At 71.4% G+C, this 17,707-nt stretch carries 12 protein-coding genes and 1 pseudogene; 7 read left to right on the top strand and 6 right to left on the bottom strand.

Going from position 1 to position 17,707, the window contains the following annotated elements:
• Positions 1–117 precede the first annotated feature (117 nt).
• A complete protein-coding gene (locus ACJX2R_RS10460) occupies positions 118–4,302 on the bottom strand; it encodes a trypsin-like peptidase domain-containing protein (RefSeq protein WP_413099837.1) in 4,185 nt (1,394 codons plus the stop codon).
• 165 nt (positions 4,303–4,467) lie between these two features.
• Between ACJX2R_RS10460 and ACJX2R_RS10455 the strand changes: the two genes are divergently transcribed.
• Positions 4,468–6,486 (top strand): hypothetical protein, encoded by a 2,019-nt coding sequence (locus ACJX2R_RS10455; protein WP_413099836.1) that lies wholly within the window; start codon positions 4,468–4,470, stop codon positions 6,484–6,486.
• A gap of 34 nt (positions 6,487–6,520) precedes the next feature.
• On the opposite strand, the gene ACJX2R_RS10450 is transcribed toward ACJX2R_RS10455, so the two are convergent.
• The gene (locus ACJX2R_RS10450) at positions 6,521–8,143 is read right to left on the bottom strand and encodes a translation initiation factor 2 (protein ID WP_413105818.1); all 1,623 of its coding nucleotides are present in this window, start codon (positions 8,141–8,143) and stop codon (positions 6,521–6,523) included.
• A gap of 347 nt (positions 8,144–8,490) precedes the next feature.
• On the opposite strand from ACJX2R_RS10450, the gene ACJX2R_RS10445 reads away from it, so the two are divergent.
• The 6 genes and pseudogenes from ACJX2R_RS10445 to ACJX2R_RS10420 form a co-directional block, all read left to right on the top strand.
• Complete coding sequence (locus ACJX2R_RS10445) at positions 8,491–8,946, top strand: hypothetical protein (protein ID WP_413099835.1); 456 nt, start codon at positions 8,491–8,493, stop codon at positions 8,944–8,946.
• 33 nt (positions 8,947–8,979) lie between these two features.
• Positions 8,980–9,168: a hypothetical protein gene (locus tag ACJX2R_RS10440; protein WP_413099834.1), complete on the top strand. Its 189-nt coding sequence runs from the start codon at positions 8,980–8,982 to the stop codon at positions 9,166–9,168.
• Positions 9,168–9,953 (top strand): ABC transporter permease, encoded by a 786-nt coding sequence (locus ACJX2R_RS10435; protein WP_413099833.1) that lies wholly within the window; start codon positions 9,168–9,170, stop codon positions 9,951–9,953. Before ACJX2R_RS10440 ends, ACJX2R_RS10435 begins: the two co-directional genes overlap by 1 nt.
• Positions 9,954–10,056: 103 nt before the next feature.
• Positions 10,057–10,767: a HEAT repeat domain-containing protein gene (locus ACJX2R_RS10430; RefSeq protein WP_413099832.1), complete on the top strand. Its 711-nt coding sequence runs from the start codon at positions 10,057–10,059 to the stop codon at positions 10,765–10,767.
• A complete protein-coding gene (locus ACJX2R_RS10425; RefSeq protein WP_413099831.1) occupies positions 10,761–11,795 on the top strand; it encodes a MerR family transcriptional regulator in 1,035 nt (344 codons plus the stop codon). The genes ACJX2R_RS10430 and ACJX2R_RS10425 overlap by 7 nt, the downstream gene beginning before the upstream one ends.
• A gap of 264 nt (positions 11,796–12,059) precedes the next feature.
• Positions 12,060–12,278 (top strand): annotated as a pseudogene (locus ACJX2R_RS10420) (thioesterase domain-containing protein); the annotation flags it as partial.
• Between the two features lie 243 nt (positions 12,279–12,521).
• Here the strand turns inward: ACJX2R_RS10420 and ACJX2R_RS10415 are convergent.
• The 4 genes from ACJX2R_RS10415 to ACJX2R_RS10400 are packed head-to-tail and all read right to left on the bottom strand — an operon-like array spanning position 12,522 to position 17,618.
• The gene (locus tag ACJX2R_RS10415) at positions 12,522–13,367 is read right to left on the bottom strand and encodes an ATP-binding cassette domain-containing protein (RefSeq protein ID WP_413099830.1); all 846 of its coding nucleotides are present in this window, start codon (positions 13,365–13,367) and stop codon (positions 12,522–12,524) included.
• A complete protein-coding gene (locus ACJX2R_RS10410) occupies positions 13,360–15,078 on the bottom strand; it encodes a dipeptide/oligopeptide/nickel ABC transporter permease/ATP-binding protein (protein ID WP_413099829.1) in 1,719 nt (572 codons plus the stop codon). Before ACJX2R_RS10410 ends, ACJX2R_RS10415 begins: the two co-directional genes overlap by 8 nt.
• Entirely contained in the window at positions 15,065–16,048 is a 984-nt protein-coding gene (locus tag ACJX2R_RS10405; protein WP_413099828.1) for an ABC transporter permease, read from the bottom strand. The genes ACJX2R_RS10410 and ACJX2R_RS10405 overlap by 14 nt, the downstream gene beginning before the upstream one ends.
• 19 nt (positions 16,049–16,067) lie before the next feature.
• Entirely contained in the window at positions 16,068–17,618 is a 1,551-nt protein-coding gene (locus tag ACJX2R_RS10400; protein WP_413099827.1) for an ABC transporter substrate-binding protein, read from the bottom strand.
• Between the last annotated feature and the right edge of the window lie 89 nt (positions 17,619–17,707).

Below are 17,707 nucleotides of genomic sequence, written 5' to 3'. Positions count from 1 at the left end.
GCAAGAGTCCGATCATTCATCGCTTAGGCAGAAATTGCGCTATTTGCGATAGTTCCATAGATGCTCGGGAGGTGACGCATGGCCGGCCTGCTGCCGCGAGGTGCCGCGGCCCGGGTGTCATGGAGCGGACCGAGTGCGCAGGCGTATGCGGGCCGTGTTGTGGAAATCCGTGTCGAAGACCGCGATGTCGTGGCCGAACCCGAGGGCGAGTGCCCCGTCCCGCCCGAGGGCCATGCATGCGACGGGACCAGGCATGGTCAGCTCGTCGACGCAACGGCCGTCGTGCAGGTCCCAGACCCGGGCCGTCTCGTCCCAGGTGCCACCGCCGGTGACGACGACGGCCCGGCCGTTGAGTTCTCCGACCGCCACCGCGGTGACGCCACGGCTGTGCGTGGTCGAGATGTGTCCGATCTGGCGCTGCTCGGCGAGGTCCCACACCCGCACCACGTTCTCGACACCACCGGAGACCACGATGGCGCGGCCGTCGAGCTCACCCACGGCGATCGAGTTGACCATGTGGGTGTGTCCGATGAGGGGCTGCCCGACCGCGCGCTGCTCAACGAGGTCCCACACCCGCAGCTTGCCCCCGATCCCACTGTGGATGGTGATCGGGCGCCCGTTCAGCTCCCCGATGGCCACGGCGTCGCTGCCGATCAGGTCGCCGACGGGGTACCGTCCGATCTCGCGTTGGCCGGCCAGGTCCCAGATCCGTGCCGTCTTGTCGAGGCCGCTGGCGGTGATGGCCACGGGAAGATCGTCCAGTTCCCCCACCGCGATGGCGCTGATACCCGCGCCGTGTCCGGTGAGGGGCCGCCCGGTCCGGCGCTGTCCGGCCAGGTCCCACACCCGCACGGCGCAGTCGCCGAAGCTGTCGCCGGTGAGGGCGATGGAGCGGCCGTCCACCTCGCCTACCGCCACTGCCTTGATATCGCTCCTGTGGCCGGTGACAGGGTGGCCGATCCGGTGCTGTTCGGCGAGGTTCCACACCCGTACCGTCTCGTCGCCGCCTCCTCCGGTGATCGCGATGGGGAGGCCGTCCAGTTCGGCCACCGCCACGGCGCTCACGTCCTGGGAGTGTCCGATGAGGGGCCGCCCGATCTGGCGCTGCTCGGCCAGGTCCCACAGGCGCACGGTTCCGTCCCCCAGGCCGCCGCCGGTGACGGCGATGGCGCGGTCGCCGAGCGTTCCCACCGCGATCGCGCTGATGCCCTCGGTGTGTCCGGTGAGGGGTTGCCCGATCTGGCGCTGCTCCGCGAGGTCCCACACGCGCACGGTTCCGTCCCTCACGCCGCCGCCGGTGACGGCGACGGTGCGGCCGTCGAGCTTCCCCACCGCCACGGCCCCGATGCCGCGGGTGTGTCCGGTGAGGGGCTGCCCGATCTGATGCTGTCCGGCCAGGTCCCACACCCGCACATGGGGATCGCCGATGCCGCCGGTGACCGCGATGGGACGTCCGTCCAGCTCTCCCGCCGCGACCCCACGGATGCCGCGGCGGCAGCCAGTCGCGATCTCGGCGAGCAGTCGGCACTCGGCCAGATCCCACACTCGTACTGTTTGGTTCCGGTCTTGTCCGGTGACGGCGATGGGGCGGCCGTCCCACTCTCCCACCGCCAGACTGGTGGCTCCGCCGAAGTCACGGCAGTGGCCGATCTGGCGTTGTTCCGTCAGATCCCACACCGGAATATCGCCGCCGATGAGGCCACCCGTCAAGGCGATGGGGCGGCCGTCCAGCTCGGCCACCGCCAACGCCCTGACGCCTCCCGTGTACCTGGCGGCGAACCGGCCGAGCAGCTGTTGCTCGGCGAGGTCCCACAGCCATAACGTGCCGCTGTTGTATCCGCCGACGACGGCGACGGGCCGGTCGTCGAGTTCGGTGACAGCCACCGCTCCGACACCGTGTTCATGGCCGGTGAGGGTGCCGATCGTGGCCGTGGGGAGGGAGCTTCCGGTGGCGAAGCGCACGCGCCAGGCGGATCCCGCGGTGTCCTCGCCCAGCCGGGACCGGGCGGCGTTGAGCTGGTGTTGGAGCTCCCTGGCGCCGAGCCGGGCGGCGTCGAGCGCGAGGACGCGGCAGCGGGTGCCGGGGCGGGCCTGGCGGTGCTGGTGGTTGGTCATGCGGTAGACAACGGCTGTGAGGCGCCCCTTCTCGGTGGTGGCGTGGGGCAGGGCCGTCAGCAGGGGGCCGGGTTCGGCGTGGAGGAGGAAGCCGACGTCTGCCAGCAGATCATCGAGCTGGTCCGCCTGCGCGGCGTGGCCGGCGAGGTGGGTGCGGGTATAGGGGGCGGTGGCGGCCCAGTCGCGCCGCCCGTCCCGCAGCGGTGCCGCGGCGGCGAGGGCCGCGGCGATGGCCCGTTGCGGCTCGTGGGCGGGGCACCGCTCGCGCAAGTGCTCGTCGAGAGCGTTGTGATAGAGCCGGTAGGAGGGCTGTTCGCCGTTGTCGCCGGAGCGTTCGATGAGGTAGTTCGCCGCCCCGTGGAACACGGTCTCCAGTTCGCCGAGGCTGTGTGCGCGACCGCGGTGGAGGGCGTCGGCGATGGTCAGCCAGGAGTCGTCGCGGGTCAGGCCGTCGCCGCGGGCGAAGGCCAGCGCGGTCAGCAGACGCCGCACCAGGGCCGTATCGGGACCGCAGGTGTCGAGATAGGCGTCCATGGCCTGACCGATGGTTTCGGGGAGGCCGTGTTCCCACGCCGGGTCGTCCAGATCGAGCGGTGGTGTGGCGGGGTGGGTGAGCCAGCGGGTCGCCAGTTGGGCGATGAGGAAGTTGTAACGGGCCTTGCGCGCCACCGCGCGGCCGATCTCGCGCAGCTCATGGCGAGGACGGTCGCGATATCGGGTGGATTCGCCGTCCTCTCCGGTGAGGCGGCGTTCGGCGTATTCGGCGATGTCGTGGTTGCGCAGGAACTCGTAGGACTCGAGGTCGACGCGTGGTGTGGTGCGGCCGAACGACTCGAGGACGCGGGCGCGGTCACTGCCGGCCGGGGCCGTACGCACACCGGCCAGTACCCGCGCCGCGCGACTGGTGGCCAGGTTGCGCAGGAGCGCCACGATGCGCAGGGCCTCCTCATGGGTGGCTGCTTCCTCCAACGCGTCGGCCAGCACGGTGAAGGCCCGGCGGTCGGTCCGGCGGCGCTCCCGCAGCGCGACCAGCAGCTCCTGCGGAGTCGCGGCCTCGACTCCGGAGGCGGCGGCCAGCCGCTCCACCACTTCGTCCCGCGACATCCCGGTGACCTGTACGGCCACGTCGAAGGCGCCACGGGGCGGGCGCGGGCCGCCGGTGGGCACGTCGCTCGCGAGGATGGGGTCCGCGGCGACCAGCAGATGGGAGAGGAGCGCCGACTTCCCCGTCCCCGGGCCGCCCGTCACCACCAGCGCCGGTTGATCGGGATCGGCCAGCCAGTCGCAGATCCTCTGACGGGCCGCCCGCCGTCCGGAGAAATACCAGACACCGCTGTCGGACTCGACCTCCGAACCACGAGCCCGCGGAAGCCAGTGCGTCTTCAGAGCCGGATCCAGATCCAGCCGCCAGCCGACCCTGAGCTCCAGCCACGGCCACAGCGCACGGAGGTAGGACACGGGCAGGAGGTATGGCCTGCCGCGCTCATCGCGGGATACGTAGATCCCCACCACCGCGTCGGCGTCCTGGTCGAACACCGGCGCCCCGGAGAAGCCGGCGTCGGGCAGTGCCTGATCCGTGTCGCCCGGCTCGACGTCGATCCACTCGCCGGCGGGACCGCCGGAACCGCCCAATCGTCCCCGCGCTCGTCCAGCCGCGGGGCGGCCTCCCGGGAAGCCGTGCACCCAGAAACCGTGACCGTGCGGCGATGGCCCGCACGCCAGGGGCGCCGGTGTCAGCGCGACCGGTTCGACCAGCCGCAGTACCGCGGCATCCCCGGAACCATCACCGGCGATGGGCTGCCAGCCCACGACCGTCGCACGGCGAGTGGTCACACCGGCCGCGAACGGGAATTCGACGAGGACTTCGCCCCGCGCCCGCTGCCCGGCGCCCGCCGTGGCCGGGGGCCGCCCGACCTGCTGCCCCACAACGTGGGCACACGTGACCACATGCCGCTCGTCGACCAGCATGCCCGCCCCGGCGACCGTGTCGTCCCCGCACGGCAGCCGTGCCAGCCATGGGGGCCGCTGCGCCAATCGCCCCACCCGGGAGAGGGGTTGACCGGGTGTCGTGTGATGGTGGAAGTGCACTCCGCCGGCGACCGAACCGGCCTGCACGACCACTCCGCAGACGTCCCCCGCCACCGTGTTGGACGTGACGGCCCTGCCGTCGTCCCGCCCGCTGCTCATCCGCAGATGATGGCCCGCTGCCACAGCCGTGACAAGCTGGACACGCTTCAGGGCCCGAGCGTTCGCCACACCCGGCTCTTGGTCGAGGTCCCGGCGGAAAGTCTCTAGAGTGCGTGATCGTCGGGTAGTGCGCGCAGGGCACCGCAGATGGTCGAGGGGGCTGTTGTGAGGGTCGAACTTCCGCCGGAGCCGGTGTACTTCGTCAACCGCGATGATGAGCGGGAACGCGCCTTGCGCGCCGTGACGGACTGGCGGAGCCGGTCCCGCCCGCTGGTCCTCGCGCTGAGCGGGCCAGGCGGCTTGGGAAAGACGGAGTTGGCTGTCCTGATCGCCCGCACTCTGGGCGAGCGATTTCCCTTCACGGATGGTGTGCTCTCCGTCGATCTGGACGACTTCCGCGCGGACGGCGTGCTGGACCCCGGTGATGTGCTCTCCCAGTTGCTGGATTCCCTCGGGGTGCTCCCGGACCAGGTGCGGGCCCAGTACGCGGCTCGGTGCCGGCAGTACTGGAACAGGACCTCCGACGCGAAACTGGTCCTCCTGCTGGACAACGCTCGCTACGCCTCGGAGGTCGTTCCCCTGCTCCCGGCATCGGGCGCCAGCGTGGTGATCATCACGAGCCACGGTCCACTCCACGACCTCGAGGCCGGCGCCGCGGTGGATCTGGTGCTGCCGCCACTGGACGAGCGGGCCGCGACCGAGCTGCTGGAGCTGATCGTCCGTGACCACCGGCTGGCCGCGGATCCGGAGGCGGCGCGGGCGGTGATCCGGTTGTGCGACGGCCTTCCCGCGGCGCTGCACGTGGCCGGCCGGTGGGTGCGCACGCACCGGCTGCGTCCGCTCTCCCGTCTCCTCGCCGATCTCAGGGCCGAGCTGGACGAGAAGGGCGTGTCCGGCGTGGAGCGGATCTGGGACACGGCCTATGCCGAGCTGTCCCGCCCGGCGGCCCTCCTCTACCGGTCGCTGGCGCACCATCCCGGTGAGACGTTCACACTCCACTCCGCCACCGCGATGTTGGGGCTGGGACTGGAGGATTGCCAGGACGCCCTGGAGGAACTGGACCGGGCCGGGTTACTGGACCTGCGTCTGCTGTCGCTGACCGAGGCCGGCCAGATGAGGCTGGCAGGACCGCTGCGCGCACACGCCCTGCGCCAGTCCCGCCGCGAGGCGGCGGAAGAGGAGGTGGCCGCGGCGCAGACGAGGCTGGTGCGCTGGTTCGTCCGGCAGGCCCAGCTGGCCGACCGGTTCGCCGCCGGCCGCCGGCTGACCGTCGTGGACCTGTCCGAACCCATTCCCGGTGTGCCGGACGTTCCACTTGAGGATCCGGAAGCGGCCGTGGACGACGAGGCCAGGGCCGAGCACGCCGCACGCGCGGCCCGCTGGCTCGAGGAGGAACGGCATGTGCTGTTCGCGTGCTCGCGGCTGGCCCACGGCAGTGGAATGGACACCGAGGTCGTGGCCCTGTCCGAGCCCGTGTGGACGCATGCCCTGGACCATCCCCACCAGTCCGAGGTCATCGAGGTCTTCCGGCGCGCCGTCGACTCGGCCGTACGGCACGGGGGGAACGCGGGATGGCTGGTGCGCACGCGCTGCCAGCTGGCCAGGCCGCTGTGGGAGTCGGAGGAGCTGAACGAGGCCCAGGAGCAGATCGACAGCGCGATGTCCGCCCTTGAACTGCTGGGGGACTCCGAACGGGACCGCAAGCTTGCCGCGTCGGCCGTTGAGCACCGCGGCATGCTCAAGGGCGTACGAGGCGAGTGGAATGCCGCCCTGGCCGACTTCACGGCCTCCCGCGATATGCACCGGGCGATCCCCAACCCCTATGGCGTGCTGCTCCAGACCTACCGCATGGGAGAGGCGAGCGCCAAGGCGGGTGACCTTGAGGCAGCGCATCGTCTGCTGTCCGAGGCGCATGCCGGGTTCGTGGCGAAGAAGCGCGAGAGGCTGATCGGACGCTCAGCGTTCGCCCTCGCCGGCGTCCTGTACCGCCTCGGCCGGATGGACGAGGCCCGTGAGCTGTACGAGCGGTCGCTCGGGCAGGCGGGCAAGCGGCGTTCGGGCTTCGATCTGGCACGTGTCCACGACGCTCTCGCCGAACTGGACGCGGCCGAAGGGCACCTGGCCGAGGCCGAGGAGCACCGTATGGCGGCCCGCACCTTCCGGCGGCGCAACGGCCTGGTCTAGGGCCCTTCTGACGGATCTCCGTGGAGGAAGGACCCTAGGGGCCGTCAGAAGGGCCCTGGATCGCTTGCGCGGCTTCGGCGTCCGTGGCCGGGCGGAGGGTGATCCGGAAAGTCCGCTCTCCGACGAGGCAGTTCAACACGGTGGGGCTGTCCGGGGCGGCGGGCTGAGGGGATATCAGGCGGGCGTGGACGGCCGACAGCGCGATGGCCGGGTCGATCCGTACGATCCGGCCTGCTTCGGACCGGGGTTCGACCTGGGCGGCGTACATCCGCTCATGACCGCGGACTCTGAGCAGGCACCCGCCGGACGGCAGCACAGCGGCCGCGGAACGGCAACCGGGGTAAGTGGCGAGGGCATGCCGGGTCCACCCGTCGGCGGTCCAGACCAGGTCCACGGGGGCGGCGGAGGCCGGGAGCGGACGGCGGTACAACAGGCCCGCGGAACGGGCGAACTTTTCGGCGGCAGCGCCGTGCTCCACGGCCAGGTGGTGGCCGAGCAGCCCGGTGCCGGCCGGGTGCCGGGTGATCCGGACGCCGGCCGTGGTGGTCGTCACATGGACGTCGAACGCCGCGGGGGCACGTGTGGCGGGAGCGGGCGAGGGCAGCGGCCGGGGTATGACGCCGTGGGCGGGCGGCGCGAGGCCGAGCAGGCCGTAGACCTCGGTTCGCAGCCGGTCCACGGCCTCACCGGCGGGCGCGAACGCGGCCTGCGCGGCGGCGTGGCCGGGACCCGGCCGGTACGCCCGGAGTGCGTCGGCGATGTCCTCGGCTCGGCTCAACTGAGGTATCCCGTCGAGGAGTATGTCCATCGGGCTGCCGGGGATCAGTTCGCCGCCGCCTTGGTGGACGCCCACGACGGGGCGATCCTGGGCGGCGCAGTAGTACAGGGCGGCCGATCCGTGGTCGGTGACCAGGGCGTCCGCGGCGATCAGGACGGAGGCCCACTCCTCGTGCGGATCCGGCAGGACCAGTCCCGCGTCGAGGGCCCGGGCGAGGCGTTCGGTCAGCTCGTACGTCCCCAGCCGGCTGCGCTCATTGGGGTGGATCACCAGCGCCAACTGGTATTCGTCGTAGGGCAGTTGGGCCGCAAGCTGGGCGGGCAGTCCGGGATGCCGCCGGACGAGGGACTCGGGCCCCCAGGTGGAGACCAGGGCCAGCAGCTTACGCGCCCCGGTGCCCAGCGCCGCCCGGTAGCGGTCGCGCAGGGACGTCGAGGCGAGGACGCGTTCCAGAGTGAGATCGCCGATCACCTTCGCGCGCCGGGCGGCCCGCGGGTCCGCGGCGGCCAGCCTGGCGATCTGATCGGGGTGGGCCAAGGCGTGCAGCGCTGCCGGGGAGCGGTCGTGGCTTCGTCGCAGATACGCCGGGTCCAGTCCGGATGCCGAGTGCGCCGAACCTTCGCCGCGGATCGACTTGTTGAAGCCCGCGCCGTGAGGGATGAGGACGTGTGGGCCGCGCAGCAGCCTGAGGTCACCCTTCGGGCTCGCGGCGACGATCAGGTCGTACGAGCGACCGCACGCTTCGCTCCACGGCACCGTGCGCCCTCCGAGGGCGTCGATCGCGGAGAAGGCGTCGGCTCCGAAGTCGGAACCGGGGACGAGGGTGAACAGGCGGGTGATCCTGGCGTCTCCGGAGAAGACCGGAAGGACGTCGAGCAGGCGATATAGGGCAACCGCCGACCGAGCCGCGAACAGAACCGTTCGCCCGTCGCCCGTCGCCCGTCGCCCGTCGCCCGTCGCCCGTCGCCCGTCGCCCGTCGCCCGTCGCCCGTCGCCCGTCGCCCGTCGCCCGTCGCCCGTCGCCCGTCGCCCGTATAAGTGTTCAGCCTAACGGAATCCGGCGGCCGGAAGCCGCTGTTTCCGCAGGTCGAGGTAGGTTCGTTAGCGTCGTCGGGCGACATGAACCGATCCTATCGCGCGCTGTTCGAGGGTCGCGGAGAGTGATCCGCGCCGCACATTGGGCAAGGGTGGTGTGGCATGCCACGGCTGATCGCGAGGATGGCGGCATGAGTGACTGGGGAATCGCCCTGATCGCCGCGGGCTCGGCGATCGCGGGCAGCGTGGTAACCGGCTGGTACGCCCGCGGTGCCGGCATCCGGCAGGCCGCCGCGGCACGTCACGCCGGGGACCGCCAGGCGGACGCGCTACTCGAATCCGTTCGCATGACGCTTCGCGCGGAGTCCGGCCACCGCGAGTTCGCCCTTCGCCGCCAGACCTACGCGGAGTTCCTCGGAGCCGCGGAGGCGAGGATCCTCACCGAGCGGAACGGCCGGGGCCAAGCCGACGACGACGTCCTGCTGCAACGCGCCCTGAGCGGCGTACTCCTGGAAGGCCCGCCCGACGCCGCCGCCGCGGCACAGCACCTCGTCGACTGTCTGCGGCGCCATGAGAGGCCGGACGAACTCAACCGTGCGAAGCTGGCCTTCGTATCGGTGGCGCAGGAATGCTGCCGGCCCCGGTGACCTTCCGTTGGCCCCTCGGAGGGGTCATCGCTCGTGACCGTGGCTCCGGGTGACTGGGCACTGCGCGCGAACATGGCGCGGGTGGCACGCGCCCACGCCCTCGTCGCGATCAATCACGATCCCGGCGCGCCGGTGTTCGATCAGTGCGACATTGGACTGGTGGCCGACTGGAGGGACGCCGTCCGTGCCCTGACCCGCGCCGTCGCCGACAGGCGGCGCTGATGCTGCTGCCCGTCAACGCGACCCTCGGCGTCGTCATGGCGGCACTCCTCGCCGCCGCGGTCGCCATCGCCGTACGGGCGAACTTCGGCGATGCCCGCGGCACCCGGCGCTACGGGAAGGAGATCGCCGTCGCCGGGGCGCGTGCCGCGCTGCAACTCGCCGTGGTCTCGGTGGTCGTCGGTGTGGTCGTGCACGTCTTGCCGCTGACGCTCGGCTTCGTCGTCCTGATGCTGTCGGTAGCCGCCTGGACCGCGGGCCACCGCATCACCCGCCATCGCAGCTGGCGTTGGGCGGCGGCGCCGATCGTGTGCGGTGTGCTTCCCGTCCTCGCGGTGCTCCTCCTGACCGGATTGCTGCCGTCGAGGGGCATCGCCCTGATTCCGGTGGCCGGCATCCTTACGGGCGGAGCGCTCACCGCCACGGTCCTCGCCGGACGCCGCGCCCTCGAGGAACTCACCGCCCGCAGAGGAGAGGTGGAGGCGGCCCTCGCCCTGGGCTTCCCGGACCGCGACGCCCGCCTGGAGATCGCCCGCCCCGCGGCCTCCGACGCGCTGATCCCCGGCCTCGACCAGACCCGCACGGTCGGTCTCGTCGGGCTCCCCGGTGCCTATGTCGGCATGCTGCTCGGCGGATCCTCACCCGTCGAGGCCGGGGCGGTCCAGCTGTTCGTCCTCGTCGCGCTGCTGGCCGTGCAGTCCATCGCGGTCTGGGCCACTTTGGAGCTGGTCGCGCGGGGACGGATCGTGGGCGCGTCCGAGCGGCCGCGTGACCGGCGGACCTTGTGATCCGCCGGTCACGGGCTTGACCTTGACACGGTGATAAGGTTTCCCCTTGGTGCCGGAGGTGGTCCCGATCAACACGACAAACGGAACCCCTGAGAACACCCGCGTGGCCAACGCCCTTCGCGCCGAGGACTCGTCGGTCCGGCTTCAGGCGGCCCTGGCGGCGGGCTCCAACCCCGACCCCGGCCTCCTGGAAACGCTCGTCGAGCGGTGCGCGGTCGAGCCGGACTTCTTCGTACGGGACATGCTGTCCTGGGCGCTGACCCGCCTCTCGCCGGAGATCACCCTGCCCCGGATCCGCCAGGAACTCGGCTCCGAGCGCGCTCGGGCCCGCAGCCAGGCGTTGCACACCCTCTCCAAGATCGGCGACAAGAGCGCATGGGCCTGGACCACGCGCGACATGCTGCGCGACGCCGACGGCGAGGTCGCGCGGACCGCGTGGCGCGTCGCGGTCGTCCTCGTGCCCGAGGACGAGAAGAAGGACTTGGCCGACGAACTGGTCATGCAGCTCGGCCGCAGCGACCGCGGTGTGCGGCTGAGCCTGAGCCGGGCCCTCGTCGACCTCGGCGACGTGACCGGGCCCGCTCTGGAGAAGGCCGCGGCGAACCCCGACCCGGAGGTGGCCGCGCACGCCCGCGCCACCGAGCTGCTCCGGCAGAACCCGGAGACCGGTTTCGACGCGGCCATCGACGAGGCGAAGCGAGTCGTCGCCCTCGGCCCGGAACGAGCGGCTGCCGCTGCCGCGGAGACGACCGAGTCGGCGGAGGCCGCCGAGGCCGCCGGGGCCGCGAAGCGTGCGGAGATCGCGGATTGCTGATCGGTGATGTGGCCCGTCACTCGGGGGTGAGCGCCCGGATGCTCCGGCACTACGACGCCCTCGGGCTGGTGCGACCGACCGGCCGCACCGTCGGCGGCTACCGCGAATACTCCGCCGAGGACGTCCGCAGGATCTTCCACGTGGAGAGCCTGCGGTCCCTCGGGCTCTCGCTCAAGCAGATCGGGCGCGCGCTGGAGGACCCGGCCTTCACACCGTCCGCCCTGGTCAGCGACCTCATCCGCTGGACGGAAGACCGCTTGGAGCGGGAAGCGGAACTGCTCGAGCGGCTCCGTACGATCGATGCGTCGGCGCCCACCGGCTGGCAGGACGTCCTGCGCATGGTCGAACTCATGCAGGGGCTCAGCTCGACCAGCGCCGCGCGCAGGCAACAGGCGGTCCTGGCCCGGCCGGAGGGCATGACGGTTCCCGCCGAGCTGCTGGCCGGGGCGGTCCTGGCCGAATCCGACCCCAACGTCGCGGGAGCCCTGCGCTGGGCGCTGGCCCGCTCGGGCGGCGACGGCGTGGCGACGCTGGCCGCCGGCGCGCGGTCGGAGGACGTCGACGTCCGGCGGCGCGCGGTGCTGGCGATCGCCGGAATGCGCGCGGCCCCGGATGCGACCGCGGTGCTCGCGGACGCGCTCGGGGACCCGGACGCGACGGTGCGCAGGCACGCCGCCCTGGCGTTGGGCAGGCGTGGCGTGACCGCGGCCGTGCCCGCACTCGTCGGCCTGGTGGTCGAGGGCTCCAGCGACGTCGACGCGGCGGAGGTTCTGGGAACGCTGTCCCAGGACCCCGGGTGCGCGGACCGGATCATGACCGCACTGGTCGGCGAACTCGCCGCGCCCGCCGCGGACTCCGCGACGCGGATACGGCTGACCCAAGCGCTGATCGAGCTGTCGGGGACCGCCGCGCAGGGGGTCCTGCGCCAACTGGCCCACGACGAGGACCGCGCTGTCGCCCTCGTCGCCTCGTACTTCATCGGAGTCCTCGACGCCCGGTCCCCCGAAGACCGAGGCGACGAGGACTGAGGATTCCCGCACGCGCGCGACCGCCGGCAACCAAGTGGATCGCGCCGTCGTCCTCAACGACGGGTCGCCTCAAGGAAGTCATGCGGTGCGTACGCACGCCGACATCGTCAGACCGCTGCCGGAACTGCTCGGGGACCACGCCCGTCGCCCCCGCGCTCAGCGCGGTGTCCGGACCGCGGGAGTACGCGCGCCTCGGTGCCGGGCTGCGCGGGCTGCGGCCGGTTTCCGCGGTGCGGCACCCCGGGGTTCGAGCCCTGAGAGGCCCTGCCCGCCACGCTGGACGCTCTCGTCACCACCCAGGCCATCGCCGTCCGCGCGGCCGCGGCCGAAGGCCCCCTGGTACCGCTGGGGCGGTCGGCCGGTGGCTGGGTGGCCCATGCCGTGGCCGAGCGCCTGGAGTCCGAGGGCGCCGCCCCGGCGGCCCCCGTCCTGGTGGACACCCATCCCCCCGGTCACGGCGACCGGAGCCAGGCGCTCTCGGCGATGACGTCGGACATGCTGCGCCGGGCGGCGGAATCCGCCTCCGCCGGTGCCCCACCCTGTACGTACGAGCCCGGGACCCGCTGCCGGGCGCCGAACCCGCCCCGGACTGGAGCCTGCCGCACGCCGAGGTCGTCTGGACGGGGACCACTTCACCATGCTGGAGGAACACGCCCGTACCACCGCACTCGCCATCCACCAGTGGCTGAGGGCCGGCCCGGTTTGTTGACCGTGGGCTCCGCGGCGTCATGCCCGCGTACACCCGCTGCCGGGCCTGGCCGGCCTGGCCGCGCCCGGGACCGCGTCGAGCAGTGCACGGGTGTAGGCGTGTCGCGGGCGCTCGTAGAGGTCCGCGGTCGCACCGCGTTCCACGATGTCGCCGCGGTACAACACCGCGACCTCGTCACTGACATGCCTGACGACGGCGAGGTTGTGCGAGATGAACACCATGGTCAGGCCGAGTTCTCGGCGCAGCCCCGCGATGAGGTTGAGGATCTCCGCCTGGACCGAGACATCGAGCGCCGAGGTGATCTCGTCCGCGATCACCACCTCGGGCCGGAGGATCAGCCCGCGCGCGATCGCGATCCGCTGGCGCTGCCCGCCCGAGCACTCGTGGGGATACTGGTGGATGGTGTCCGCGGGCATTCTGACGGTCTCGAGCCAGTGGACGATCTCCTCCTGGTGCTTCCTCACCTTGGCGTGGCGCGGGTCCACCGCTTCGGCGAGCGCCTCGCCGATGGTTCGACGGGGGTTGAGCGAGGAGTAGGGGTCCTGCGGGATCATCTGGACCCGCCGCCGCATTCCCGTGCGGTCCGCACCGCGGGTGCCGAACACGTCCAGGCCGGCGATCCGGACGCTCCCCCTCGTCGGCCGGATCGTACCGGTGAGGGTCTTCGCCAGAGTGGACTTCCCCGATCCCGATTCCCCCACGATGCCGACGGTTTGTCCCCTGGTGACATCCATCGTGATCCCGTGCAGGATCCGCGTCGCTCTCCTTCCCCAGCCGTAGCTCACCTCGAGGTCACGGACCTGGACGGCCGCCGACTGTGCCTCCGTCTGTGCTGCCGCTTGTGCCGCCGTCTGCTCAGCCATGCGTGTGCTCCTTCGCCTTTTCCGGGGTCCACGTCATGCCGGGCAGCGTCTCCACCGGCCGGTCGATGTCGGGTGTGGCCGCCAGGAGCGCCCTGGTGTAGGGATGCCGGGCGGCTTCCACGGTGAGGTCCGCCGCGTCGATCTCCTCCACCACCTCGCCGTGGTACATGACGATCACGCGATGGCACAGCGCCCGTACCACCCCGATGTCGTGCGAGATGAACATGATCGAGGTGCCGAGCCGGTCGTTGACGCGCTCCAGTTCGCGCAGGATCTCCGCCTGGACCGTCACATCCAGGGCCGTGGTCGGCTCGTCGGCGATGATCAGCCGCGGCTCGGTCGCCAGCGCCGTCGCGATCATCGCCCGCTGTCGCATGCCGCCCGAGAGTTCATGCGGATACTGCTTCATGCGGCGCTCCGGATGCGTCAGGCGCACCGTCTGGAGCGCCTCCACCATGCGGCCCCTCGCCGCCCGCGCGCCGATGCGCTTGTGGGTGCGCAGCACCTCGGTGAGCTGGGTTCCGAGCGCCAGGGCCGGGTTGAACGTCGAGCCCGGGTCCTGGTAGACGAGGCTGATCGTCTCGGCCATGAGGCCCGGCGGGACCGGTCCGCGGAGATCGAGCTCGCCGATGGACATGCGGGAGGAGCTGAGGGTGAGGCCGTCGGGCAGAAGCCGGGCGAGGGACATCGCGGTCAGGGTCTTGCCCGAACCGCTCTCGCCCACGACACCGACGATCTCACCCGGCCTGATGCCGAACGAGACGCCCTTGACCAGCGGCTTGTCCCCGCTGTGAACCCACAGGTCCTGTACGTCGACCAGATACCCGTCCCTCGGTACCGGCGTGTCCCGCTCGGTGTCCCGGGCCCCTCTTCCTCCCGCTGCCCTCCTGGCCGTTCGCGGGTTCGCCGCGGCCGCGAGACCGTCGCCGATCAGGATCGCGGCGAGCCCGGTCACGATGACGAGCGCCGCCGGGCCCACCATCTGGAACGGCCGCCCCGCCAGCAGCGACGGCAGCGCCTCGCTGAGCAGCCTTCCCCAGTCGTAGGAGGGCGACTGGACGCCGATCCCCACGAACGACAGGGCGGAGAGGGCGGTGAGCGTGCTGGCGAACGTCGACGCCGACAGCACCAGCAGTGGCTCGGCCATATTGGGCAGCATGTGCCTGATCGCGATCCGCCGATGGCTCACCCCGAGCAGGCGCGCGGTCCGGACGTACTCCTGCTGGGACACCTTCGCGGCGAGATTCGCGGTGAGGCGGGCGAAGTACGGTATCCCGGCCAGGCCGATGGCGATCACCACCGAGGAACCGCCCGCGCCGAGCACCGCCGCGACGACGAGCGCGAGAAGGAGACCGGGGAAGGCGACCATCGCGTCGATGACGCGCAGACAGACCTCCCGGGACCGGGGCCCCATGAGCCACACGCTGGTGCCCAGGAGGATGCCGAGGCCGACCGCGATCGCCGTCGCGCCCACGGTCATCAGCAGGGTCAGCCGGGTGGCGACCATGGCGCGCAGCAGCACATCGTGACCGGCGGCGTCGGTGCCGAGCGGATGGCCGGACGAGGGCTGCGCGAACCGGCTGCCCAGCGCGTCCGCCTCGCCGGTGAAGAACACCGGTGCCAGTACGGCGATCAGGACGACGATGCCCAGCAGGGCCAGACCGAGGACGAGTCCGGGGTTCCCACGGCGGTGTCGGCTACGCGGAGACATGTGACCCCCCGAGGGTCCGTTGGTCGATCAGCCCCAGCAGGACGTCGACGAGGAGGTTGACGATGGCCGCGATCATGCCGATGACGATCACCATGCCCTGGATCACCGGGTAGTCGCGGTCGAGAATGGCCTTGATGATGCCGCTGCCGAGACCGGGCAGCGCGAACACGGACTCGATGATGATGGCCCCGCCGATCATCCCGGTCAGGATGAGCCCGCTCAGGGTGAGCGTGGTGGTGAGGAGGTTCGGCAGCGCCCACCTGACGTAGCGCTTGTGGGCGGGCAGCCGCCAGCCGTGCGCGGTGCGCATGTAGTCGTTGTCGAGCACGACCGCCGTTTCGCGGCGGACCACCCGGGAGACGGTGCAGATCGGTCCGATCACGATCGACGCGATGGGCAGGACGAACGACTGGGCGGCGAAGCGGGGGGTGTACGCCGGAGGATAGAGCGGCACCACTCCGATGCCGACGGCGAACGTCACGACGAGGAACGACGCCATGATGTAGCCGGGAACGGCGTCGAGGAAACCGGTGACCACCCCGAACGCCGTGTCCAGCCATGTGCGTCGGCCACCGCGCGTGAGCACACCGACGATCATTCCCAGCGGAATCGCGACCAGCAGGACGATGACGATCCCCGCCAGCGCGATGGTGGCCGTGAAGGGGAGGCGGTTGAAGATGATCGTTTCCACGGGCTGCCGGTACATGAACGACGTACCCAGGTGTCCGGAGAAGACATCTCCCACGTAGTCGACGAACCGTTCCCAGACCGGTCGATCGAGCCGGAGTTCGTGTCTGACGCGTGCGGTGTCCGCGAGGTCGGCGTTGGCGCCGGCGATGCCCGCCGCCGGGTCGCCGGGGATGAGCTGGACGATCAGGAAGGACACGACGAGCAGCGCGAGGAAGATCGTGACCAGGCCGGTGAGCCGTCGGAGGGCGAATCCGAGCCAGGGCGAGGAGCGTTGGGTCATGGTGTGTGCGGCCTTCCGGCTACTTGTCGATGCGGAGGGTGGCGGGGTCGAGATAGTCGTCGAAGGTGCGGATGCTGTATCCCTCGGCGACGACCGTGGTGGACGGCAGGGTCGACAGCGGGATCGCGTCGACCCGCTTCAGGAACGACTTCTGCGCGGAGTGGAGAGCGGCGCACCGCGCGGTGCGGTCGAGCTTGCTCATGGCCCGGTCGACGGCCGCGTATCCCTCGTCGTTGACCAGCCCCGTCTTGTTGCGGCCGCCCTTCTCGGTCGGCGGGCCCATGACGCGCAGGAGGGAGGAGGTGAGCGTGCCCATCATGTTGTTGTCGCCCTGGACGTTGATGTCCCAGTCCTTGCCGCCGGCGGAGGTCACGGTGGACCAGTTGGCGTTGTCCAGGGAGTCGACCTTCACCGTCGCCCCGGCCTTGCGCAGCGCTTCGGCGATGTAGTCGTTGCCGCCGCGGAGCAGGGTCGTGCCCACGATGCGGAAACGGACCCCCTTCAGCTTCTTGGCGGCGGCGGCGCGGTCGGCGGCGACCAGCGACGACCGGTCGGTGTTGACACAGGGCACCTTGGCCGACGCGACCGAGCGGATCACGCTGCCCCGCTTGCCGCTGACGATGTCGCTGAAGGTCTCGGCGTCGATGGCCCGCGCCACCGCTGTGCGCAGATCGGGCCGGTTCGCGAAGACGGTCCCCGGACGCTCGTTGAACAGCAGATAGGTCGTGGTGTTCGACGCGCTGGAGGTGGCGAACCGGGAGTCGCCGTCGAACCGGTTCACGTTCTCGTCGGCGACCACGCCCACGTCCAGGCCGTAGGACACCAGCTTGGTGGCGATCGTCGAGTAGTCGGTGATCGGTGTGAGGTCCAGATGCTTGGCGGGAACCCCGCGCAGCGGCTTGGCGAACCTCGGCCAGGCCCGGTAGCCGCGCCGCAGGGTGAGCCCGTACGACACGGCCGGCCGGGCGGAGGTCAAGGTGTAGGGGCCCGAGAACGCCCCCTTGACCTTGCCGGTCGCCAACTGCTTGGCATGGTCCAATCCCGCCGGGCACACGATCCCGGCCGACGGCAGACTGAGCCCGGTGAGGAAGTCCGACCAGGGAGCGGACAGCCTGGCCTTCACCGTGCCCGCTCCGTCGTCGGCCGTGAACGTCGCCGTGGCCGACCCCAGCGCCAGGGTCCGGCCCGGGGAGCCGGTCTCCGGCGAGGCGAAACGGGTCAGCGACCGCGCCACCGCGGACGGTGTGATCGGGCTCCCGTCGGAGCAGGTCAGCCCCTTGCGGATGGTGAACGTGTAGTGGGCGGCGTCCGCCGCCTTCCAGGTCGCCGCGATCCCACCCACCAGGCGGTTGCCGGAGTCCTTGCGCACCAGCGTGTCGTACAGCAGCCGGGCCACGGTGTAGTCGTCGCCGCCGGCGGCCAACGCCGGATCGAAGGTCGCCGGATCGGTGTTCAACGACATGTTGATCGTGTCCGTGGACCCCCTCAGCGCGGCCTCATCCACTCCGCACCCGGTGGCGCTCAACCCCAACGCGGCCACCACCGCCAGCACAGCACCCCGACGAAACACGACGCCTCCCACGCAACGGCCGAAAAGGTGCCCGGAGCCTAAGTCGCACACATCCGTCGCTGACCCACCGGGACGCACCACGCAAGAAA

This window comes from Streptomyces sp. Inha503, from assembly GCF_047215865.1.
GTDB classification, from domain to species: Bacteria; Actinomycetota; Actinomycetes; order Streptomycetales; family Streptomycetaceae; genus Streptomyces; species Streptomyces lycopersici.
The sequence above is the reverse complement of the archived record's forward strand: the minus strand, read 5'-3'. Positions and strand labels throughout refer to the sequence as shown.